Below are 19,243 nucleotides of genomic sequence, written 5' to 3' on the forward strand. Positions count from 1 at the left end.
GCCAAGCTCCCCGTTGCTTTCGTTCCCCACTCCTTGTTTCCGTCACCCCCCTTGGCGAATCCCAGCGATCAATCCGTAGCCCTGGCCGAGCCAATCGCCAGCCAGAACAGTGAATCTGGTGGCAGCAGATCGGTGCAGCGGGCTGATTTCGTTCTGGCTCCCTATGTGAGGAGCAACAACCTCTGGGCCACCTGGCAGATCGCCAACACCCTGGTTCCCTATGCCTTGCTCTGGTATCTGCTGGTGCAGGCGGCGCAATTCTCCCCATGGCTGGTGCCGCCGTTGCTGGTGCTGACGGTGTTGTTCTCGGGGCGTTGTTTCTCCCTGATGCATGACTGCGGTCACCAGTCCCTGTTCCGTTCCAAGGCCGTGAATCGTGGAGTGGGTTTTCTGTTGGGAGTGGTCAATGCGATTCCTCAGTATCCCTGGTCCCGCGGCCACGCTTTCCATCACAAGCACAATGGAAATTGGGATCTCTATCGCGGTCCCTCGGCTTTGGTGAGCTCCGAAACTTTCCTGGCGATGGGGCCATTTCAGCAGGGATTTTATCAGTTTCTACGCCACCCCCTGATGCTCTTTCCAGGTGGCTTTTTCTATCTGGTGATCAAGCCAAGGCTTGCCCTCCTGCTCGGCAGCGTTGATTTTGCCGGCCATGCCATTCGTTGCTGGCGCAGTGATCTGGGCATCGGCTTCAAGCAGATTCGCAGCACCTACAAGCCGAAGTATTGGTACACCGATCTGGAATTTCAGGATCTTCTTCTCAACAACATCTGCGTGGTGGGGAGTTGGATCCTCCTCAGCCAGCTGATCGGAACTGCTCTGTTCTGGACTCTTTATTCGATTGTGATGGCCTGCTCGGCCGCTCTGTTCATCTGCATCTTCTTTGTGCAGCACAATTTCGAAGGGTCCTATGCCCATCGCACTGAGGGTTGGAGCTCACTCACCGGTGCGATTGAAGGCACCAGCCTTTTGAAGCTTCCCGCCATTTTTAACTGGTTCACCGCCGATATCGGCTACCACAACATTCATCACCTCTGCTCAAGGATCCCGAATTACCATCTCCAGGCTTGCCATCAGCGCAATGCCTCCCTGCTCAGCAGCGCCACCACACTCACGATCCGGCAGATCCCCGAATGCTTCAAATTCATTCTTTGGGATCGAGACACCGACAGTCTGCAGTCGGTGGCTCAGGTGCAGCAGGCTGCCCAGGCCGCTGGGGCCTGAGCCCCGCGGCCCTGGTGCCGGGCTGAATGCAACAGCTTCTGTTCAGCGTTCACCCAGCAGCTCTGCCCAGGTGGGGGCTGTGCTGATCGGCGTGAAATCGTCGCTGGCTTTGGCTTTGACAGGCTTGCTCAGCGAGGTCCGGCTGAATGGACTGGCCACTGCGCCCGGGCGTTGGCGGCGGTGCCGGCGACCGGGAGCGGCTTGCTGATCTGGGTGGATGAACTTGGTTTTCATGGGTTGAGAAGGGGGTATGGATCAACATCCGCTGGCTGGTGCTCCCAGGCTCTGGCCTGGTTTCAGAACATGATCAAAAGAGAAACCCGGTCAGGGGTTTGGCCTGTCGCTGAAGCGCTGCGATCAGGGGATCTGACTGGTGTCCGCTGGCTCGCTGGTGCCTGGAAGGCGGGCGCGGGCTTGAGAGTGACTGTTGGCTGAACGTGACTGCTGGCTGAACCGGAATGTTGGCTGAACGTGATCGGCCCCTCGCGGAGCTTCGGCCGATTCCATTGACCATAGTCCGTGGCAAGGCCTTTGCAACACGAACAGCAACTGGATCAGATCAGATCAGATCAGATCAGTTCTGGATGGAGGGGGTCCCCTTTGAACGGTCCGGCCACATGGGAGGTGATCCAGCCGCCGTAGAAGCCGCCCTGCTGGGGACGCACCGCCTCGCCATCCACCCAGCAGCCCTCCATCCGGCCCGGGTAGAGGGCAAACCAGCCGGCCAGGGGCGCGTAGGCCGGCGTTGGTGCCGGGTAGTTCCAGACGGCCCGCTGGATTCGCCGTTGGCCCACCACCAGATCGAAGTAGCAGGCCACCCCCTTCCATTCGCAGAAGCTCCCGCCCGCCACCGGCTGCAGCAACTCCAGCCGCAGGTGGTCCGGGGGCAGGTAGTAGGTGGGGGGGTGGAAGGTTTCCAGCACCCGCAGCGAACGGCGGGTGTCACAGAACAGTTCGCCCAGGGCGCGCACCACCACATGGGAGTCGCAGGCCACCAGGGCCGGAGGGCGCGGATAGTCGGCGGCCCGCTCCACATCCCCCGCCTGGCTGGAATGCCGTTGTTCAGCCCGGTCCATCAGCCCAATCCCCCTGAATTCCGTGCCACCGGAGCGCCTCATCGGCAACCATCCTTGACCACAATGTCGTGAGCATGGCCTTCCCTCCTTCCGATCGGCTGTCGATCCGCCTCGACCGGGCCCTGGCCCGGCTGGGGGGCACCGCCCTGATTCCCTTGATTCCGCTTGGCTTGGCCTGGGGTCAGGAGCTGGCCGATCAACTCCTCTTCGGCGGCCGGTGGAACCTGCCGATGCTGCCGGGGGGGAGCTTTCTCGGTGTTCTCACCGCGCCGTTCAGCCACAGCGGCTTCGATCATCTGATCGGCAACAGCTTCTGGTTCCTGCCGCTCTCCTGGCTGGTGCTGCTCAAGAGTCGGCGCGACTACCTGGCCGTCTGGCTGGGGACCTACCTGCTGGCGATTCCGGTCTGGCTGTTCTGGCCCGCTGGCAGCCACGGGCTCTCCGGGGTGGTGTTCGGCCTGCTGGGCTATCTGGTTGTGATCGGCTTCCTGGAGAGGCGGCCCCTGGCGCTCGCTCTCTCCGTGTTCAGCCTGATCAGCTACGGCGGCTTCCTGCCTGGCCTGCTGCCCTTCTTCTCCCCACCGGGAATCAGCTGGATCGGTCATGCCTCCGGCTTTGCCGGTGGCGTGCTCGCCGCCCTGGCTGTCTACCGTGAGCCGAGCCGGCCCAGTCGATCCTGAGTGGTCTCGGCCACGTCCTCCACCTTTCTGTCGCGCTTCCTGCCGCTGTTGCCGATGTCCTGTCCCCGCTGTGGCAGCTGGAATGTTCGCCGGGATCGCAGCCTGGCCGGTCGCATGGTCTGCGGAAACTGCAGCATGCCCCTGGGCAAGGGCCAGGCAACCTCGCTGGGCGGCCGGCGTCGCCGCCTCTCGGGGATCGGCGCCGGACGTGGAAGGATCTGGCGCTGGGCCTTGCCGCTCGGCCTGCTGCTGCTGGTGGGCGCCCATCTCGCCCAGCTGAGCGGGCGGGATCAGCCGTCCTGGCCCCCGGCCCCTCAGACGCTTCGCTGAGCCCGGAGCACTGGGAACTGCGCCCGTTCAGCCGTGGATGAAGCTGCGCAGACGCCGGGCCTCGGCGCCGGCCCGCTGTTGCAGCTCGGCGGCCGTGCGCTGGGCCTCATCCCGTTCCCTGGCCTGAAGCAGGTCGGCTTCTTCGACCTCAAACCCCTCCCGCCGGGCCAGGGCCAGGAAGCTGGCCAGATCGAGCGGTTCAGCGAGCTCGGCCGAGATGGCTGGGCTGAGCTGGGCGTGGCGCAGGAAGGCATCGAGTTGGGGCAGGCCCATGGATCTTCCGCTTTCACACGACCCGTTTTAGCGGATCGGCTCACGGCGTTCCGGCGGGTCTTCGCCGGAGCCCTCCCGGACCTCCTGCATGGTGAAGCGGCTGATCAGCAGACCCATCACCATCGCCATGTAGATCGGTCCGATCACGCTGAGGGCGATGCTCGTCATCTGGGCCATGGGGGTGCGGGGCAGCACATCGCCGAACCCCACGGTGGTGAGGCTCACGAAGGCGAAGTAGTTGAGGTACACGAAATCCAGCTCCCACACCTTCGTCTGCGGGTAGCCAGTCGCTCCGGCGGCCTGCAGCAGGCCCTGCGGATTGCTCAGGCTGGAGAAGCTGCCGGGCTGAACTGTTTCCAGCGCTGTGACCAGCAGTCCGGCCGTGAGCCCCAGCAGCAGATAGCCGGCCGTCGCACCCATCAGCACCTGTCCGTTCACGGTGCGTTCCTCGGCCAGGAACCCCACCAGCCGCACCAGGCTCAGTCCAATGAACAGGGTGATCAGCACCAGCAGGGGCAGGCCGCTCTGCCGGTTCGCCACCGGCGTGACGTACCAGAACCACTGGGAGATGATCGCCGCGGCGCCGAGCAGCCGGTAGGGCAGATCCCAGCGCTTCGCTTCGGCTGCCTGGCGCGACCGCCCTCCCAGTTCGACAACCAGCAGAAAGCAGATCAGGTTGTAGCCGATCGCCCCGAGCACCCGCAGGCTGGACGGCACCGCCAGGCTGATCATCACCAGCAGGGTGAGAACCAGCAGGGTTCTGTAGAAGCGGTGGCGGCGGCGCAGCCGCGCTCCAGCAGGAAGGCTCTGGTCGTAAGGAAGCGGCACCGATGGGGGTGTGCAGACGTGGCCCCATTCTCGGAGCGCGCCGCTGCCGTTCAGTCGAACAGGTCCCGTTGGCGAGGCGGGGCGAGTCCCCGGGGCAGCGCTTCCCATTCCCGGGGGTCCCAGCCCACCATCAGCGGTTCGAGTGCCCGCAGCCCCGCGCCGTCGGTCTGGGCCAGCCAGGCCTCCTCCAGGCCATCGGGAAGGATCACCGGCATCCGGTTGTGGATCGGGGCGACCAGGGTGTTCGGGGCCGTGGTCAGCACGCAGCAGCTCTCCACCTCACTGCCGTCCGGTCCGATCCAGCGATCCCAGAGGCCGGCCAGCCAGAAAAGCTGCCGGTCGCGTCGCTGAATCAGCCAGGGTTGTCTGCCCAGTCGGCCGCGGGGGGATGTCCACTCGTAGAAGCCATCGGCGGGCAGCAGGCAGCGACGATGCCGCCAGGCCCCTTTGAAGGTGGCTTTCTCGGCCACCGTTTCACGGCGGGCATTGATCGGTCGTGCTGCCGCCAGGGGATCCCGGGCCCATTCAGGCAGCAGGCCCCAGAGCAGCAGGGCGCTGCCGATCACCCCGTGTTCCTGGCGCAGGGCCAGCACCGGCTGGCCCGGGCTGACCTGCGCAACCGGGGCGTAATGGGCGGCGAGCTCGCCTGGAAGGCTGCCCCTCAGGCGGGGCAGAAGCCGATCGAGTTCGGTGCTGAGGGAATAGCGACCGCACATGGCAGCAGAAGATCACGTTCGGTTCTCACTCCCCGGGTCAGGGGCCGGGGCCCGGGCAGCTCGGCCTAGCTTGGCCCCAGTGAGCAGCGGCAATTCATGGCCATCCGCCAGGACGACAATCCCCCGAACAGGCGATCCGGCATCATCAACCTTGTGCTGATCGGCTTCGGCGTCCTGTTGCTGCTCAGCAACTTCCTGCCGAACCAGTCCGCCCAGGTGCCGCGGGTTCCCTATTCCCTGTTCATCAACCAGGTCGACGACGGCAACGTCAAGCGGGCCTTCATCACCCAGGACCAGATCCGTTACGAGCTGAGCAACGCACCGGAAGGCAGCCCCTCGGTGCTGGCCACCACGCCGATCTTCGACATGGGTCTGCCCCAGCGCCTGGAGCAGAAGGGGGTGGAGTTCGCCGCCGCACCGCCGAAGCGGCCCAATTTCTTCTCCACCCTGTTGAGCTGGGTGGTGCCGCCGCTGATCTTCATCCTGGTGCTGCAGTTCTTCGCCCGCCGCAGCGGCCTGGGCGGGGGCGGTGCCCAGGGGGCCCTGAGCTTCACCAAGAGCAAGGCCAAGGTTTATGTGCCCGATGAGGAATCCCGGGTCACCTTCGCCGATGTGGCCGGCGTGGATGAGGCCAAGACCGAACTCAACGAGATCGTCGATTTCCTCAAAACCCCCGAGCGCTATACCGCCATCGGCGCCCGCATCCCCAAGGGTGTGCTGCTGGTGGGGCCTCCGGGAACGGGCAAAACCCTGCTGGCCAAGGCCGTGGCCGGTGAAGCCAGCGTGGCCTTCTTCATTATTTCCGGCTCGGAGTTTGTCGAGCTGTTCGTCGGCGCCGGCGCCGCCCGCGTCCGCGACCTGTTCGAAGAGGCCAAGAAAAAAGCGCCCTGCATCATTTTCATCGACGAACTGGATGCGATCGGCAAGAGCCGCTCCGGCTCAATGGGCGTGGTGGGCGGCAACGACGAGCGGGAGCAGACCCTCAACCAGCTGCTCACCGAGATGGATGGCTTCACCGGCCAGGACAAACCGGTGATCGTGCTGGCGGCCACCAACCAGCCCGAAACCCTCGATGCCGCGCTGTTGCGGCCCGGTCGCTTCGACCGGCAGGTGCTGGTGGATCGCCCCGACCTCTCCGGCCGCCGCAAGATCCTCGACATCTACGCCAAGAAGGTGAAGCTGTCCTCGAGCATCGACATCGACAAGATCGCCCAGGCCACCAGCGGCTTCGCCGGCGCTGATCTGGCCAACCTGGTGAACGAGGCGGCCCTGCTGGCGGCCCGCGCCTACCGCACCGAAGTGGAGCAAGCCGATCTCAATGAGGCGATCGAGCGGGTGGTGGCAGGTCTTGAGAAGAAGAGCCGCGTGCTCCAGGACGACGAGAAGCGTGTGGTGGCCTTCCACGAAGTGGGCCACGCCATCGTCGGGCACCTGATGCCTGGCGGCAGCAAGGTGGCCAAGATCTCGATCGTGCCCCGGGGCATGAGCGCCCTCGGCTACACCCTGCAGCTCCCCCAGGAGGAGCGGTTCCTCAGTTCCAAGGAAGACCTCGAAGGCCAGATCGCCACCCTGCTCGGTGGTCGCTCGGCTGAGGAGATCGTGTTCGGAGAAGTCACCACCGGCGCGGCCAACGATCTGCAGCGAGCCACCGACATCGCCGAGCAGATGGTGGGCACCTATGGCATGAGCGACACGCTCGGCCCGCTCGCCTACGACAAACAGGGCGGCAACCGTTTCCTCGGCAACGGCTCCAACCCGCGCCGCTCGGTGAGTGATGCCACCGCCCAGGCGATTGACAAGGAGGTCCGCGGCCTGGTCGACCGGGCCCACGATCGTGCTCTGGCGATTCTGCAGAGCAACCGGGGCCTGCTCGATGACATCGCCAGCAAGATCCTTGAGAAGGAGGTGATCGAGGGCGATGAACTCAAGGCCCTGCTCTCATCCAGCAACCTGCCTGAATCCGCCGTCCTGGCTGAACCGGTGCCGGTCGGGGCCTGAGCGCTGCGGCCCCTCCCCTTGACGGAGGGGCCCCTGATCCCGGATAAGGGTTGTTTGGTGAAGGGGTCATGAACCCTCCGTTCTCCAGCCCCGATCCAGCCCTGGCGCCCCTCAAGGGTCGCGACCTGCTCTCCAGCGCTGATTTCAGCCGTGACGAAACCCTCGCTCTGCTGCAGCTCGCGGCCGATCTGAAGAGCGGCCAGCGCCGCATCGATCTACAGGGCAAGGTGCTGGGCCTGATCTTCACCAAGGCCTCCACCCGCACCCGGGTGAGCTTCTCGGTGGCGATGGCCCGGCTCGGCGGCCAGACCCTCGACCTCAACCCCGCCGTCACCCAGGTGGGGCGCGGCGAACCGATCGCCGATACGGCCCGGGTGCTGAGCCGCTATGTGGATGCGTTGGCGATCCGCACCTTCGCGCAGCAGGATCTGGCTGATTACGCCCACTGGGCCTCCATCCCGGTGATCAACGCCCTCACCGATCTGGAGCACCCCTGCCAGGCCCTGGCCGATTACCTCACCGTGCAGGAAGCCTTTGGAAGCCTGGCCGGCCTGAACCTGGCCTATGTGGGCGACGGCAACAACGTGGCCCACTCCCTGTTGCTCTGCGGCGCCTTGCTGGCGGTGAATGTGCGGATCGCCTGCCCAGCTGGATTCGAGCCGGAGCCGGCCGTGCTGGCTGTGGCCCGGCAGCTGGCGGCGGGGCGCTGCAGCATCACGGTGACGCAAGACCCGCTGGCCGCCGTGCGCGGTGCCCAGGCCCTCTACACCGATGTCTGGGCGTCGATGGGGCAGGAGGAGGAGCAACGGGAGCGGCAGCAGGCCTTCGAGGGGTTCTGCCTCGATGAGGCCCTGCTGGCCGAAGCCGATCCCCGCGCCATTGTTCTGCACTGCCTGCCGGCCCACCGCGGCGAGGAGATCAGCGCCGGTGTGATCGAGGGATCCGCCAGTCGCGTCTTCGATCAGGCCGAGAACCGCCTGCACGTCCAGCAGGCCCTGCTGGCCGCCTTGCTGGGCGGCCTCTGAACCCCCGGCCAGCCGGCGGGGCTGGAGCGGGGCTGGACAAATCAGTCGATCAATGGCACAAATGTACTGACGGCGCCTGAACCCAGACGGTGATCTCTCTGAATGCTCAGGCCCCTGAGCCCCACACCAGCCTCACACCCGCCCAGCAGGAGCTCTACGACTGGTTGACCGGTTACATCGGCAGCCACCGCCACAGCCCCTCGATCCGCCAGATGATGGAGGCGATGGGGCTGCGCTCGCCGGCACCGATCCAGAGCCGGCTCCGCCACCTCCAGCAGAAGGGCTGGATCACCTGGCAGGAGGGTCAGGCCCGCACCCTGCAATTGCTCGGCGGCCAGCTCCAGGGCATCCCGGTGCTCGGAGCCGTAGCGGCCGGCGGCCTGGTGGAGCCCTACGACGACATCCAGGAGCGGCTCGATCTGAAGCCGCTGCTCGACACCCGGGGCCTGTTCGCCCTCACCGTCAACGGCGACAGCATGGTGGATGCCCACATCGACGACGGCGATGTGGTGCTGATGCAGCCGGTGCCGGAGCCGAGCCGGCTGAAGCCCGGCACGATCGTGGCCGCCCTGGTGGAAGGCAGCGGCACCACCCTCAAGCACTTCCATCGCCAGGGCTCCCAGGTGCGGCTGGAGGCCGCCAATCCCGCCTATGCGCCCATCCTGGTGGAGGCCGATCAGGTGTCGGTGCAGGGCCGGCTGGTGGCGGTCTGGCGCCAGGTCTGAGCTGCCCGCCGGCATGTATGTTGGCGAATGAAGGGGCCATAGCTCAGCTGGTAGAGCACCTGCATGGCATGCAGGGGGTCAGCGGTTCGAATCCGCTTGGCTCCATTCAAGAAAGGCAGTCGTTGCCAGTGGTTTCGGGTTCACACTCGAAACCTTGTGCGGCATGAAATGGCCTGCTCGCGCATTCCTGCGCCCGCTTCTGCGCTCCCTTCTGCGCTGCCGTGGACCACCCCTCAACCCAGCGGCGGCCCCGACCCAGCAGCGGCCCCGACCCAGCGGCGAAAAGTCTGACAACTGGAGAGTTCCGGCTGATCCAGAAACTGGCCCTACAAGGACTGCTCAACCCAGGGTGGGAAGGCAAGCGAGAGGTTTTCGAGGCTTGCAAGGATCTCCCCAGGCGCCTTCCCGAACATTGATCAGGTGGAGCGGTGTGGCGGCAGGATGCATGCCTTCACTCCGAGCAGACGCCCGCATGGCACAGACGCTCTCCGGCATCGGCGGCCTGGCCCACATCGGCATCCGCGTTCACGACATGGAGCGATCAGCGGCGTTCTACGCCAGGCTCGGCTTCCAGTTTGTGGCCGGGCCGATCGGGCCGGAACCGGTCGCGATCCTCAGCCACCCCAGTGGCGTGGAAATCAATCTGATCCTCAATGCCCCCACGGCCGCTGAACCAACGTTCTGATGGACGGCCCGGAGAAGCCCGCGGGTATCACCCACTTCGCCCTGCTCTGCAACGACCTCGACACCGCGATCAAGGAATTGCGGGCCCTGGGCCTGGAGCCGAGCGCCGGGCCGGTGGACTTCGGTGGCAAGGCCCAAGGCCTGTTCCTGCGGGATCCCGACCGCAACGTGATCGAACTGCACCAGCGGCTCTGACTTCGCCGCCGAGGCGGGGCCATCGGCGCCGGACATTCGGGGGAGGTGTTTTGCTTACTGCTCTGTGGATTGAAAGTTGGCCGATATATTTTAAATGTTTTGGATGACTTGGCTCAAGTGTCGCTCCGATCCCATTTCTCTTCGATGGCGGTGACACTAATCTCACATCCGTCTCCAAAACTGTAGACGGCCTTACACTCACCTTCATCAACTTTTAGCCGACTGCCACAACCATTGCCGATGATGATGGCCTGTGCCTCACTTTTTCAGGAGTCGGCCTGGCCTTCTGACCCTGATTAATCAGTTCTCAGTTGGCCTTTTCGGCGCCTGTCCAGCTGATCTCCTACGAAGTGGGTTTCATTTCGGAAGGTGCCAGTGGGCAGGTGTTCACCTTAAGCCAGGCTGGTGACACCTCGATCGAATCAAACTTTGTGATTTTGCCACAACGAGTTTGAGCAGCCAATTTGTTGCAGAAGCGGGTACACCGATCTCCGTAGCACGCACCACTCACCAATCGACGATTTTGTATGCCTTCAGTTCCGCCGGCTCACCGTGGAGAGCAGCCATGGTCCTGTTCAGGGGCTACTGCCGGTTCTGGGCGGAGCTGCCGCCATTGCTGCCAGCCGTAATCTCAGGGACCGAATCCGATCGGCCCTACCTTTCGCCAGCCGTACCCTCGGCTTATCGATCGTTATCTGTCCTGCTGGTGATTCCGGCCCATCACTCCCCGATCAACACGGTTCCGCAATCGAGGTTGTAGAAGCCTCCAACGATCTTCAGCTGTTCGGTTGCAAGCCTTTCGGCCACAGGCGCCGCGCTTTTCAGTTGTTCCACCACCAGTTCAATGTTGGCGCGAACGGCATTGTCGAGCAGATCTCCCGGTTGATCCCTGGCCCGATCAACGGCTGGCTGGATCGCCCTGAGCAGGGTGCTCACGTGGCCGGGGATCTCGGCGTGTTTGAGGGTGGCGGCCACGGCGCCACAGCGCTCATGGCCCAGCACCACCACCAGGGAGGTGCCGAATTCCTCTGCCGCATATTCGATGCTGCCAAGAATTGCATCATCAAGGATGTTGCCCGCCACCCGGATCACGAAGAGGTCACCGAGGCCCTGATCAAAGATGATCTCGGGTGGTACCCGCGAATCGGCGCAACCGAGGATGATCGCGAACGGGTGCTGGCCTGCTGCGATCACCCGCATCCGGCTGCCTGATTGATGGTGGTGGGAGGCATCCCCGCTCACGTAGCGATGATTGCCCGCCTTGAGCCGCTCAAGGGCGTGGTTGGGGTTCATGAACAACCGATCCCAGGCATGGCCGATCCTGCTGACCCAATGGTGAGGGCTTCGCGGCGAACCTACCGTTCCTGGCTGCGACCAACGGTGTTGATCGCAGCCGCCACCACCTTTCCCTCCATGGCCATCGGGCAAGACTCCGTGGGCTCGGCGTAGAGGCCCCGCAGGCCCGCCTCACTCGCCGGTGCCACCCCCCGCTCGGTGATCAGGGCCGTGACCAGCCGGGCGGGGGTCACGTCAAAGGCGGGGTTGAAGCCGGCGCTGCCATCGGGGGTGAGTTGCACCGTGGTGGCGGCGGATTGGGCGGCGGCAGGGTCTGCGGAGCTCCCCGCCGGCTTGCCGCTGATGTGGGTCACCTCCTCGGCTGAGCGCGCCTCGATCGGGATCAGGGCGATCCCGTCGTCGATTGTCCAGTCGATCGTGGAGGACGGCAGGGCGACATAGAAGGGCACGCCGTTGTCGTGGGCGGCGAGGGCCTTGAGATAGGTGCCGATCTTGTTGCACACATCGCCGCTGCGGGTGGTGCGATCGGTGCCCACGATCACGGCATCCACCTCGCCGTGCTGCATCAGGTGGCCGCCGGCGTTGTCGACGATCACGGTGTGGGGCACCCCTTCCCGCCCCAGCTCGAAGGCCGTGAGGCTGGCTCCCTGGTTGCGGGGGCGGGTTTCATCCACCCACACATGGATCGGCATCCCGCTGCGGTGCGCCTTGTAGATCGGCGCCAGGGCCGTGCCCCAGTCGACGGTGGCCAGCCAGCCGGCATTGCAGTGGGTGAGCACGTTGAGAGGCTCGTGCTGCCGCTCGCTCGGCCGTGCCGTGGCGATGGCGCGAAGCAGCGCCAGGCCGTGGTCGCCGATCGCCTCACACATCTGCACGTCTTGCTCGGCGATTGCGGCGGCTTCGGCGCGGGCAGCCTCAGCCCGCTGCTCCAGCGGCAGCGGCAGCACGCGCGTCCGCACCCTCTCCAGCGCCCAGCGCAGGTTGATCGCCGTGGGCCGGGTGGCGTTGAGCTGCTCGAAGGCAGCCGCCAACGCCGCATCGCTGGGATCGTGCTGCAGGGCAAGCATCAGCCCGTAGGCCCCGGTGACACCGATCAGCGGCGCCCCCCGCACCACCATGGTGGCGATCGCTGTCGCCGCCTGATCGAGCGTGGCGAGCGAGCGGGTTTCGAAGCGGTGCGGCAGCAGGGTCTGATCGATCACACCGACTGAGCGCCCCCCCTCCTCCAACCAGATCGTGCGCCAGGGCCGGCCTTCGATGTTCATGCGGGAAGCGGGGGGTGCGGGCATCGGCTTCATTCTTCCGCCCAGCCGCTCCCGCCCAGCCGCTCCTGCTGCCCGGTGGGCGCTGGGAGGTAGGCCAGAACACCGGCCGGCAAGACTGATCAGCGGCCGAAGATACAATCCGAACTGCCCCACTGCCGCCCCGGCCATGGCACCCAACCCGGTCACCTGGTTCGAGCTGAACGTGTCCGACATGGAGCGCGCCAAGGCGTTCTATGCAGCCGTGTTCGAGGTGGAGTTCGAGGACATGTCAAGTCCGGAGATGGCCTACTGGTGCTTCCCGATGGATGACAGTCGGGTGGGGGCCGGTGGCGCACTGATGCAGATGGCGGGCTGTGAACCGGGCCAGGGCGGCACGATGGTGTATTTCAGCTGTGAGGATTGCGCCGTGGAGGAAGGCCGTGTCGTTCCCGCCGGCGGCCAGGTCTGCCGCCCCAAGATGGCGATCGGTAAGTTCGGCTTCATCTCGGTGGTGATCGACACCGAGGGCAACCCGATCGGCCTGCACTCCTTGGGCTGAACTCGTCATGGCGGCAGGCAGCAGAGCTTTGCCAAGCCTTTCCTGTTCAGGCAGTCCCAGGTTTTGATTGGTAGAGATAGCGCTGAAAACCCGTAAACAACAGGCCGATCTCCTGGGGCTGGCCAAGCTCGGCAACGGCATCGGCGATCGAATTCTGGTAGCGCAGCAGCAGAAGCGGTTGGAGCTTCTCGCTGGCCAGTTCCTGCACGCCCACGGTCACGTAGTGCTGGAGCACGAAATCCAGAAAAAGCTGCTGCTTGCTGGTGAATTTCGAATGGATGTAGAGGCGGGCCTGCTTGGCGCGCTCCTGGCGGGGGATCGGCGGCAGGGCGTAGGCCACATGGGCGAGTACATCGAACAGATCGCTGTTCTCGGCTGCGATGATCCTCTGCATCTCGGCCAGCTGCTCGGCCCCAAAGCCCTTCTCCGCCAGCCCCTGCAGCAGCTTGAGGCGTGTGTCAGGCAGGCTCCAGAGGGTGCGCAGTTCGGCCTCATCTTTCACAAACTCCGGCAACTGGCCGTAGAGCAAGGTGATGAACTGCTGAGCGCTCATCGGCGCCCCGTCGGGATGCCAGAAGCTGGTGACCAGCATGTGCTGGATCGAGCGTTCTTTGCCATCGCCCAGCTTGATCCGAACCCGCTTCCTGCAGATGCAAGGAAGCTGATGGCATTTCGGGCAGGGCTGCGAAGGGCAGATGCAAGGGTCTTGCCTGCAGACCGAGCACGGCTTGGGAGGTTTCACACAGATGCATAGGGCCTGGCCGCATTGTTGGCAGATGTCTGGTTCCTCGGGTGGAAGGGGATCGCCATCCCACTCCGGATCACTGAAGTGATGATGCGCCTTCACGAAGTCGTAGATCGTGAAGTAGTCCTTGCCGTCGTAGAGGCGGGTGCCACGGCCGATGATCTGCTTGAACTCGATCATCGAGTTCACCGGCCGCAGCAGCACGATGTTGCGTACGTTGCGGGCGTCCACGCCGGTGGAGAGCTTCTGGGAGGTGGTGAGGATGGTGGGGATGGTTTTTTCGTTGTCCTGGAAGGCACGCAGGGCCTGGTTGCCCAGTTCGCCGTCGTTCGCCGTCACGCGCTGGCAGTAGTTGGGATCGGGGCTGGCCTTGAGCTGGTTGATCAGATCGCGGATCGCCAGGGCGTGGTCCTGGGTGGCGCAGAACACCAGGGTTTTCTGGCGTTGATCGATCTGAGCCATGAAGATCTCCACCCGCTGCTGCTCGCGCTGTTTGATCTCGATGATCCTGTTGAAGTCGGCTTCCTTGTAGAGCTTGCCGGCTTCGATCTCACCTTCCACCACCGTGTCATCGGGGGTGTAGACGTAGTCATCGAGGGTGGTCGTGACCTGCTTGACCCGAAAGGGGGTGAGGAAGCCGTCGTTGATGCCCTCCCTGAGGGAATAGGTGAACACCGGTTCGCCGAAGTAGGCGTAGGTGTCGGTGTTGTCCTTGCGGCGTGGGGTGGCGGTGAGGCCGAGTTGCACGGCGGGGGCGAAATACTCGAGGATGCCGCGCCAGGTGGATTCGTTGTTGGCGCCGCCGCGGTGGCATTCATCGATCACGATGAAGTCGAAGAAATCCGGCGGGTACTGGCCGAACCAGGGGGAGGGCTTGCCATCCAGCGGCGGCCCGCTCATGAAGGTCTGGAAGATGGTGAGGAAGACGCTGGCGTTGGTGGGCACCCGGCCCTTCTTGCGCAGGGCATCCGGCTCCAGGCGGGCGAGGGCCCCCTCTTCGAAGGCGGCAAAGGCGGTGAAGTCGTTGAAGGCCTGATCGGCGAGGTTGTTGCGATCAGCCAGAAACAGGAGGCGGGGCCGGCGGCTGGGTTGGCCGGAGAGATTCCAGCGGGCCTGGAACAGTTTCCAGATGATCTGAAAAGCGATCGAAGTTTTGCCGGTGCCGGTGGCCAGGGTGAGCAGGATGCGGTTCTGGCCGGAGGCGATCGCCTCCAGCACCCGGGTCACGGCGATGTCTTGGTAGAAGCGGATCTGCCAGCTGCCGCCCTTGTCGGGATAGGGGATGGCAGCGAAGCGATCACGCCAGGCGTTGTCCTCGGCAAAGGTTCGGACCCACAACTCCTCAGGGCCCGGAAAGGCTGCCACCGGGCCCTCCTCACCGCTGGCCATATCGATGGCGTAGACGCCTTTGCCATTACTGGCGTAGGTGAAGCGGATCTGCAGTTTGGTGGCGTAATCCTTGGCCTGGGCCACCCCTTCGGTGAGTGGCAGGCTGTCGGCCTTGGCCTCCACCACCGCCAGCTGGGTGTTGCGGTAGGTGAGCACGTAGTCGGCGATCAGTGGCTTGCCGCGGCGGCCACCGCCCTCGATCCGGCCCGGGGTGATCGAGTATTCGCGGCGGATGCGGCTGCCCTCCACCACGCCCCAGCCGGCCGCCGCCAGCAGCGGATCAATCAGCTCGGCGCGGGTTTCGGCCTCGTTCATGCGATCAGCGCGACCACGTCACGATGGTGAGCCGGCATGGAGTTCTCTGCCGTGGCGATAGGCCTTCGTCACCACGTGCTGCCTGTACTGATGAAGCCGATCCTGTACTTCCTGGTGCGAATACAGAAGGAGATCGATGGGTATGCGGTGATTGGCCAGCTTCCAGCCCAGATCACCCGTCTCTTCGAAGCGCGAGTGCGTGGCGAGCCAGTCGTCAGGCACCGTCACCAGCAGGTCGATGTCGGAGTCGGGCCGGGCGGTGCCGCTGGCGCGGGAGCCAAACAGGCGCACCTCGGCGCCGGGGATCGCCGCCTGGATCTCGGCCGCGATGGTGGCCAGCAGCGGTTCATCCACCACGTAGCGGTACGAACTCTGTGGGGCCGTGGGCGTCATGGGGCCAGTTTGGCTCGCTCTGGTTGGATTTGCCTGCTGCCTGATCACGGCCCCAACGCCCCCACCGGCACCACGGCGACGCCATCCGCCCGCCGGTAGCCGTAGCCGCTGCCGCACACCACCGCCAGAAAGGCAGGTTCGCCAGTGCGGCGGCAATCGATCTGCTGGCGAAAGCGCAGCAGGCCGGCGGCGGCGGCCTCCACCTGGCCCGGGCCAAGCTTGATCTCGATCGCACCCCAGCGGCCATCGCGCAGCTGCACGATCGCGTCCACCTCAACGCCGTAGTCATCGCGGTAATGAAACACCTCGCCATCGAGCGCCTGGGCCAGCACCCGCAGGTCGCGGATCACCAGCGACTCGAACAGAAACCCCAGCCATTCCAGGTCGTTGAGAAGTCGATCGGGGCTGCCGCCCAGGGCCGCCACCGCCAGGGAGGGGTCGCAGAAATGGCGCCGTGGCGCCTGGCGCAGGGCCGCCTTGGAACGCAGATGGGGCCGCCAGGCGGGCTGGTTGTCCAGCACCATCAGGCGCTCCAGGGCCTGCAGGTGGTCGGCCACGGTGCGCGGGTCGAGCGGGCCATCCACGCCACCGGCATCGGCCGCCAGGGTGGAGAGCTTCACTTCAGTGGCCACGTTGCGGGCGAGGGAGCGCAGCAGGGCCCCCAGCCGCTGGGGATCCCGCCGCCGCCCATCCACCCGCTGCACGTCCACCTGGCGCACCTGCTCCAGGTAATCGCGGGCGGCCCGACAGGCCGCCGCCAGGGGACGCTCCAGCTGGGCCGGCCAGCCACCGCGGCACACCAGCTCGGCCAGATCCGCCACCGCCAGCCCTGGATCGGTACAGCTCACCGGCTCCCCTTCCAGCAACGCCGCCAGCGAGACACCGCCCTGGCCGGCGCCACTTTCGACCAGGCTCATCGGCCGCAGCCGCAGAAATGAAAAGCGCCCCGCTCCGGTGTGACGGTCGGCGTCATCGGCTGGAACCGCCGAACCGGTGAGCAGAAATTGCCCAGGCGCCTCAGCGGCATCCACGGCCCGCCGCACCTGGTTCCAGAGCGCCGGCTCCACCTGCCACTCATCCAGCAGGCGCGGCCGAGGCCCCGCCAGCACCAGAGCGGGATCCACCGCCAGCGCCTGGCGGGCGGCGATGTCCACATCCAGCAGCACCGTGGAGGCGGCCAGCTGCTGGGCCAGGCGGGTTTTGCCGCAGGCTTTGGGTCCCTCGATCACCACCGCGCCGGCGGAGCCCAGGCAGGCGCGCAACTCGGCATCGGCGATGCGGGGACGGTAGCCGGAGGCCATGGGGCGGCAGCCAATGCAGTGGATACCGGGATCCTAATGCAGGAAAAACGGAACTTCTGATGCAGATCAAACGGACTTTCTGATGCAGGAAAAACCGAGCATGGCTCACAACCCCTTCAGGTTGCTCAGGGCCGATCCCCACGCCGGTAAAACACCACCCCCGCTCGCTGGATGTGATCGATCAGCTCGGGGGACTGGAGCGCGGCCAGGAGCGAGAGGTCGAAGCGCCAGGGCAACAGCAGATCGTCGAGGGCGACATCGAGGCGGGCAAGGGTGCGCTGATCGAGGTCGACGCCGGAGAGGGTGAGGTCGATGTCGGAGCCGGGACGGTGGCGCCCGAGGGCCCTTGAGCCATAGAGGGTGGCTTGCTCGATGGCAGGAAAGGCGGCGAGGGTGGCCTGGATCCTGGCCACGGCGGCGATGGGCAATCCGTAGCGGGTGGCGGAAGCCTGGGAGGTCATGGCCGGGCCTCCTCTGCCTGGAGCCGTGATTTCAGCACCGTCGCCTCGTCGTAGGTGTGGGCGCTGAGGTTGCGATGGCGGATCATCTCCATCCAGATTTCGCCATCGTTGATCAACCCCTGGGCAAAGGCTTCACGGGTGGTGTCGCGGGAACCGAAGAGGTCGGACACACCGCGGGAGACCAGGAAATCCTTGAGGGTTTTCCAGCTGAGTTCATGGGTGAACTCGAAGGCCTTGATCAACCCCTGCCGTTCCAGGTCACTGAGGCTGCGCTGCTGGGAGAGCTCCACCGCTTCCCTCAAACGCGCCAGTGCCTGGCGGAAGTTGCCGAAGCGTTGCTGCCAGCGGATGTCGACACCTGTCATGGGTTCAAGGTAGGGAATGGCGCCCGTTCATGCCCTTTCGGCACCACGATCCAGCCCGTCTGCGGCTCCCCGTAGCCAACGCACGCGCCACCGATCGCCAGCTGCTGGGCGGCGACGGCACAGAGGGCCGCATCGATCCAGTCGATGTTGGTGAGCTGGCGGCCATCGAGGCCGAGCCGTTTCAGCAGAGCCCGGCGCTCCTGGACTTTGCGGCGCGCCTGGGGAGGGGGAAGCCCGAGGGCCTGGTGCAGGTGCCAGGTGATGGCGTGGGGAAAGGTTTCGAAGCAGCAGCGCGTTCCGGCTGCGGGCAGGGATGTGAGCAGGTGATGGCTGGGCTCCAGGGCTTGGTAAAGCGCTTCGCCGCGCAGCATCCAGCCGAAGTAGTTCGTTGGGTGCTCGAGGGCCGTCTGGCGGCTGGGGCTTGAGAAGCACTGGATCCGCTCGGCCATCAGCTGGCGTTCGGCGGGGCGGCTGCGGCCATCCGCGCTCCAGCGGCAGGGGGCATCCACGGCCACCACCTGGGCGCCGATGGTGTCAACGCACCACTGGGCCAGGGCCGCTGCATCGGTGCTGGTGCAACGGGAGTGATAGGCACCACCGCAGAGGGCCACGGCATGGAAGCCCTTGCGGGCGCCGCCCACATCAATGCCGACGGTGATCAGAGGCGGCAACGTTTGAGAGTGATGAGCGGCCAACGGCTTTGGATTGATTTCAAGAATCCTTAGACCAGTCGTTGAGCTGTTGCGAGAGAACTGGAAGATCGCTTTGCACGATGGCCCAGATCACCGAAAGGCTGAGACCGAAGTATTCATGAACGATGCGGTTCCGTAAGCCCTTGATGGCGGCCCAATCGATCTCAGGCTTCAGTAGCTTCTCCTCGTCTGGGATGCCATTGGATGCTTCTCCAATGATTTCAAGATTGCGAACAACGGCATCGACCGTTCGTGGATCAGCCTGGAAGTCTTCGAGTCCCATCCCTGTGACATAGCCGCTGATCTTGTTGCATGCCTCTTTCATGTCGGCGACGAACAGGCTCCAGTCACGGCGCGACATGGACCAGGCTGCTCAAGATGAACGGGCGACGGTTCTCCTTGATCCCGTCGGCAGCCACCAGATCAACCTTGCGACCCAACAGGCCTTCCAGGCGATCGGCCAGGTGCATGAAGCCGAAGCCGATGGGCTCGACAAAGCTCACAAGGATGTCCACGTCGCTGCTGGCCGTCTGCTCATCGCGGGCAAAGGAGCCAAACAGGGCCAGCGTGCTGAGGCTGAACTCTCTGGCCAGATCTGGGTAATGCTCACGCAGTACCGCCACGACCTCATCGCGGCTGGAGCAGGGGTTGATGACCTGGGCGACCATAGGAGAACGCAGCTCAGAAGCTCACTGTAGGAACGGAGGCCAGGAAGCCAACCCGCATGGC

The 19,243-nt window shown here is 65.0% G+C and carries 24 protein-coding genes and 1 tRNA gene; 10 read left to right on the forward strand and 15 right to left on the reverse strand.

Features of this window, described 5'->3' with window-relative positions:
- Positions 1–51 precede the first annotated feature (51 nt).
- Complete coding sequence (locus KQ307_RS04510; protein WP_259727095.1) at positions 52–1,224, forward strand: fatty acid desaturase; 1,173 nt, start codon at positions 52–54, stop codon at positions 1,222–1,224.
- 42 nt (positions 1,225–1,266) lie between these two features.
- Here KQ307_RS04510 and KQ307_RS04515 read toward each other — a convergent pair whose 3' ends face one another.
- On the reverse strand, positions 1,267–1,458 hold the full coding sequence (locus KQ307_RS04515; protein ID WP_259727096.1) for a hypothetical protein: 192 nt from the start codon (positions 1,456–1,458) through the stop codon (positions 1,267–1,269).
- A 335-nt stretch (positions 1,459–1,793) separates the two neighbouring features.
- Positions 1,794–2,300 (reverse strand): DUF427 domain-containing protein, encoded by a 507-nt coding sequence (locus KQ307_RS04520; RefSeq protein ID WP_259701499.1) that lies wholly within the window; start codon positions 2,298–2,300, stop codon positions 1,794–1,796.
- 74 nt (positions 2,301–2,374) lie between these two features.
- Here KQ307_RS04520 and KQ307_RS04525 point away from each other — a divergent pair, with 74 nt between their 5' ends.
- The gene (locus KQ307_RS04525) at positions 2,375–2,980 is read left to right on the forward strand and encodes a rhomboid family intramembrane serine protease (protein ID WP_259727097.1); all 606 of its coding nucleotides are present in this window, start codon (positions 2,375–2,377) and stop codon (positions 2,978–2,980) included.
- Complete coding sequence (locus KQ307_RS04530) at positions 2,981–3,310, forward strand: hypothetical protein (protein ID WP_259727098.1); 330 nt, start codon at positions 2,981–2,983, stop codon at positions 3,308–3,310.
- 27 nt (positions 3,311–3,337) lie between these two features.
- Here KQ307_RS04530 and KQ307_RS04535 read toward each other — a convergent pair whose 3' ends face one another.
- Genes KQ307_RS04535 through KQ307_RS04545 form a run of 3 tightly spaced genes read right to left on the reverse strand, consistent with a single transcriptional unit; the run spans position 3,338 to position 5,127 of the window.
- The gene (locus tag KQ307_RS04535) at positions 3,338–3,583 is read right to left on the reverse strand and encodes a Nif11-like leader peptide family RiPP precursor (RefSeq protein ID WP_259727099.1); all 246 of its coding nucleotides are present in this window, start codon (positions 3,581–3,583) and stop codon (positions 3,338–3,340) included.
- 27 nt (positions 3,584–3,610) lie between these two features.
- Positions 3,611–4,411, reverse strand: a complete 801-nt coding sequence (locus KQ307_RS04540; RefSeq protein ID WP_259727100.1) for a potassium channel family protein — start codon at positions 4,409–4,411, stop codon at positions 3,611–3,613.
- Between the two features lie 50 nt (positions 4,412–4,461).
- A complete protein-coding gene (locus KQ307_RS04545) occupies positions 4,462–5,127 on the reverse strand; it encodes an SOS response-associated peptidase (RefSeq protein WP_259701494.1) in 666 nt (221 codons plus the stop codon).
- A 96-nt stretch (positions 5,128–5,223) separates the two neighbouring features.
- Between KQ307_RS04545 and ftsH the strand changes: the two genes are divergently transcribed.
- The 6 genes from ftsH (at position 5,224) to KQ307_RS04575 (ending at position 9,754) form a co-directional block, all read left to right on the forward strand.
- Positions 5,224–7,125 (forward strand): ATP-dependent zinc metalloprotease FtsH, encoded by a 1,902-nt coding sequence (ftsH, locus tag KQ307_RS04550; protein WP_259701493.1) that lies wholly within the window; start codon positions 5,224–5,226, stop codon positions 7,123–7,125.
- Between the two features lie 68 nt (positions 7,126–7,193).
- Complete coding sequence (argF, locus tag KQ307_RS04555; protein ID WP_259727101.1) at positions 7,194–8,150, forward strand: ornithine carbamoyltransferase; 957 nt, start codon at positions 7,194–7,196, stop codon at positions 8,148–8,150.
- A 98-nt stretch (positions 8,151–8,248) separates the two neighbouring features.
- Positions 8,249–8,875 carry a transcriptional repressor LexA gene (gene lexA / locus KQ307_RS04560; RefSeq protein ID WP_399234840.1) on the forward strand — a complete coding sequence of 209 codons (627 nt, stop codon included), beginning with the start codon at positions 8,249–8,251 and terminating at the stop codon, positions 8,873–8,875.
- Positions 8,876–8,907: 32 nt separating this feature from the next.
- Positions 8,908–8,980: transfer RNA gene (locus KQ307_RS04565), tRNA-Ala, on the forward strand.
- A 367-nt stretch (positions 8,981–9,347) separates the two neighbouring features.
- Complete coding sequence (locus tag KQ307_RS04570; RefSeq protein WP_259727102.1) at positions 9,348–9,560, forward strand: VOC family protein; 213 nt, start codon at positions 9,348–9,350, stop codon at positions 9,558–9,560.
- Positions 9,560–9,754 carry a VOC family protein gene (locus KQ307_RS04575; RefSeq protein ID WP_259727103.1) on the forward strand — a complete coding sequence of 65 codons (195 nt, stop codon included), beginning with the start codon at positions 9,560–9,562 and terminating at the stop codon, positions 9,752–9,754. Before KQ307_RS04570 ends, KQ307_RS04575 begins: the two co-directional genes overlap by 1 nt.
- Positions 9,755–10,474: 720 nt before the next feature.
- Here KQ307_RS04575 and KQ307_RS04580 read toward each other — a convergent pair.
- Together KQ307_RS04580 and mtnA are read right to left on the reverse strand one after the other, a co-directional pair.
- Positions 10,475–11,047 (reverse strand): carbonic anhydrase, encoded by a 573-nt coding sequence (locus KQ307_RS04580; protein ID WP_259727104.1) that lies wholly within the window; start codon positions 11,045–11,047, stop codon positions 10,475–10,477.
- A gap of 62 nt (positions 11,048–11,109) precedes the next feature.
- The gene (gene mtnA / locus KQ307_RS04585; RefSeq protein WP_259727144.1) at positions 11,110–12,315 is read right to left on the reverse strand and encodes an S-methyl-5-thioribose-1-phosphate isomerase; all 1,206 of its coding nucleotides are present in this window, start codon (positions 12,313–12,315) and stop codon (positions 11,110–11,112) included.
- A gap of 166 nt (positions 12,316–12,481) precedes the next feature.
- Here mtnA and KQ307_RS04590 point away from each other — a divergent pair, with 166 nt between their 5' ends.
- Entirely contained in the window at positions 12,482–12,853 is a 372-nt protein-coding gene (locus tag KQ307_RS04590) for a VOC family protein (protein WP_259727105.1), read from the forward strand.
- A gap of 46 nt (positions 12,854–12,899) precedes the next feature.
- Here KQ307_RS04590 and hsdR read toward each other — a convergent pair whose 3' ends face one another.
- The 8 genes from hsdR to KQ307_RS04630 all read right to left on the reverse strand — a co-directional run bounded on the left by hsdR (position 12,900) and on the right by KQ307_RS04630 (position 19,182).
- Positions 12,900–15,302: an EcoAI/FtnUII family type I restriction enzme subunit R gene (gene hsdR, locus KQ307_RS04595; protein ID WP_259727106.1), complete on the reverse strand. Its 2,403-nt coding sequence runs from the start codon at positions 15,300–15,302 to the stop codon at positions 12,900–12,902.
- An 18-nt stretch (positions 15,303–15,320) separates the two neighbouring features.
- Positions 15,321–15,695, reverse strand: a complete 375-nt coding sequence (locus KQ307_RS04600) for a nucleotidyltransferase domain-containing protein (protein WP_259727107.1) — start codon at positions 15,693–15,695, stop codon at positions 15,321–15,323.
- A 44-nt stretch (positions 15,696–15,739) separates the two neighbouring features.
- Positions 15,740–16,996 carry an ATP-binding protein gene (locus KQ307_RS04605; protein ID WP_259727108.1) on the reverse strand — a complete coding sequence of 419 codons (1,257 nt, stop codon included), beginning with the start codon at positions 16,994–16,996 and terminating at the stop codon, positions 15,740–15,742.
- A 125-nt stretch (positions 16,997–17,121) separates the two neighbouring features.
- Positions 17,122–17,457: a nucleotidyltransferase domain-containing protein gene (locus tag KQ307_RS04610; protein WP_259727109.1), complete on the reverse strand. Its 336-nt coding sequence runs from the start codon at positions 17,455–17,457 to the stop codon at positions 17,122–17,124.
- Positions 17,454–17,822, reverse strand: coding sequence for a nucleotidyltransferase substrate binding protein (locus KQ307_RS04615; RefSeq protein ID WP_259727110.1), 369 nt, complete (start codon positions 17,820–17,822; stop codon positions 17,454–17,456). Before KQ307_RS04615 ends, KQ307_RS04610 begins: the two co-directional genes overlap by 4 nt.
- Positions 17,819–18,493 (reverse strand): DUF429 domain-containing protein, encoded by a 675-nt coding sequence (locus tag KQ307_RS04620; RefSeq protein ID WP_259727111.1) that lies wholly within the window; start codon positions 18,491–18,493, stop codon positions 17,819–17,821. Before KQ307_RS04620 ends, KQ307_RS04615 begins: the two co-directional genes overlap by 4 nt.
- Before the next feature lie 40 nt (positions 18,494–18,533).
- A complete protein-coding gene (locus KQ307_RS04625; protein WP_259727112.1) occupies positions 18,534–18,875 on the reverse strand; it encodes a DUF86 domain-containing protein in 342 nt (113 codons plus the stop codon).
- A complete protein-coding gene (locus tag KQ307_RS04630) occupies positions 18,862–19,182 on the reverse strand; it encodes a nucleotidyltransferase family protein (RefSeq protein ID WP_259727113.1) in 321 nt (106 codons plus the stop codon). Before KQ307_RS04630 ends, KQ307_RS04625 begins: the two co-directional genes overlap by 14 nt.
- Between the last annotated feature and the right edge of the window lie 61 nt (positions 19,183–19,243).

Source organism: Synechococcus sp. CS-1326, assembly GCF_025128115.1.
In the GTDB taxonomy this organism is placed as follows: domain Bacteria; phylum Cyanobacteriota; class Cyanobacteriia; order PCC-6307; family Cyanobiaceae; genus Regnicoccus.

Excerpts from the sequence above, each read along its gene's own strand:
- KQ307_RS04515 (WP_259727096.1), bottom strand. The coding sequence starts at position 1,458 with ATGAAAACCAAGTTCATCCACCCAGATCAGCAAGCCGCTCCCGGTCGC.
- KQ307_RS04520 (WP_259701499.1), bottom strand. The coding sequence starts at position 2,300 with ATGGACCGGGCTGAACAACGGCATTCCAGCCAGGCGGGGGATGTGGAG.
- KQ307_RS04525 (WP_259727097.1), top strand. The coding sequence starts at position 2,375 with ATGGCCTTCCCTCCTTCCGATCGGCTGTCGATCCGCCTCGACCGGGCC.
- KQ307_RS04535 (WP_259727099.1), bottom strand. The coding sequence starts at position 3,583 with ATGGGCCTGCCCCAACTCGATGCCTTCCTGCGCCACGCCCAGCTCAGC.
- KQ307_RS04545 (WP_259701494.1), bottom strand. The coding sequence starts at position 5,127 with ATGTGCGGTCGCTATTCCCTCAGCACCGAACTCGATCGGCTTCTGCCC.
- ftsH (WP_259701493.1), top strand. The coding sequence starts at position 5,224 with ATGGCCATCCGCCAGGACGACAATCCCCCGAACAGGCGATCCGGCATC.
- argF (WP_259727101.1), top strand. The coding sequence starts at position 7,194 with ATGAACCCTCCGTTCTCCAGCCCCGATCCAGCCCTGGCGCCCCTCAAG.
- KQ307_RS04570 (WP_259727102.1), top strand. The coding sequence starts at position 9,348 with ATGGCACAGACGCTCTCCGGCATCGGCGGCCTGGCCCACATCGGCATC.
- KQ307_RS04575 (WP_259727103.1), top strand. The coding sequence starts at position 9,560 with ATGGACGGCCCGGAGAAGCCCGCGGGTATCACCCACTTCGCCCTGCTC.
- KQ307_RS04580 (WP_259727104.1), bottom strand. The coding sequence starts at position 11,047 with ATGAACCCCAACCACGCCCTTGAGCGGCTCAAGGCGGGCAATCATCGC.
- mtnA (WP_259727144.1), bottom strand. The coding sequence starts at position 12,315 with ATGAACATCGAAGGCCGGCCCTGGCGCACGATCTGGTTGGAGGAGGGG.
- KQ307_RS04590 (WP_259727105.1), top strand. The coding sequence starts at position 12,482 with ATGGCACCCAACCCGGTCACCTGGTTCGAGCTGAACGTGTCCGACATG.
- hsdR (WP_259727106.1), bottom strand. The coding sequence starts at position 15,302 with ATGAACGAGGCCGAAACCCGCGCCGAGCTGATTGATCCGCTGCTGGCG.
- KQ307_RS04600 (WP_259727107.1), bottom strand. The coding sequence starts at position 15,695 with ATGACGCCCACGGCCCCACAGAGTTCGTACCGCTACGTGGTGGATGAA.
- KQ307_RS04605 (WP_259727108.1), bottom strand. The coding sequence starts at position 16,996 with ATGGCCTCCGGCTACCGTCCCCGCATCGCCGATGCCGAGTTGCGCGCC.
- KQ307_RS04610 (WP_259727109.1), bottom strand. The coding sequence starts at position 17,457 with ATGACCTCCCAGGCTTCCGCCACCCGCTACGGATTGCCCATCGCCGCC.
- KQ307_RS04615 (WP_259727110.1), bottom strand. The coding sequence starts at position 17,822 with ATGACAGGTGTCGACATCCGCTGGCAGCAACGCTTCGGCAACTTCCGC.
- KQ307_RS04625 (WP_259727112.1), bottom strand. The coding sequence starts at position 18,875 with ATGTCGCGCCGTGACTGGAGCCTGTTCGTCGCCGACATGAAAGAGGCA.
- KQ307_RS04630 (WP_259727113.1), bottom strand. The coding sequence starts at position 19,182 with ATGGTCGCCCAGGTCATCAACCCCTGCTCCAGCCGCGATGAGGTCGTG.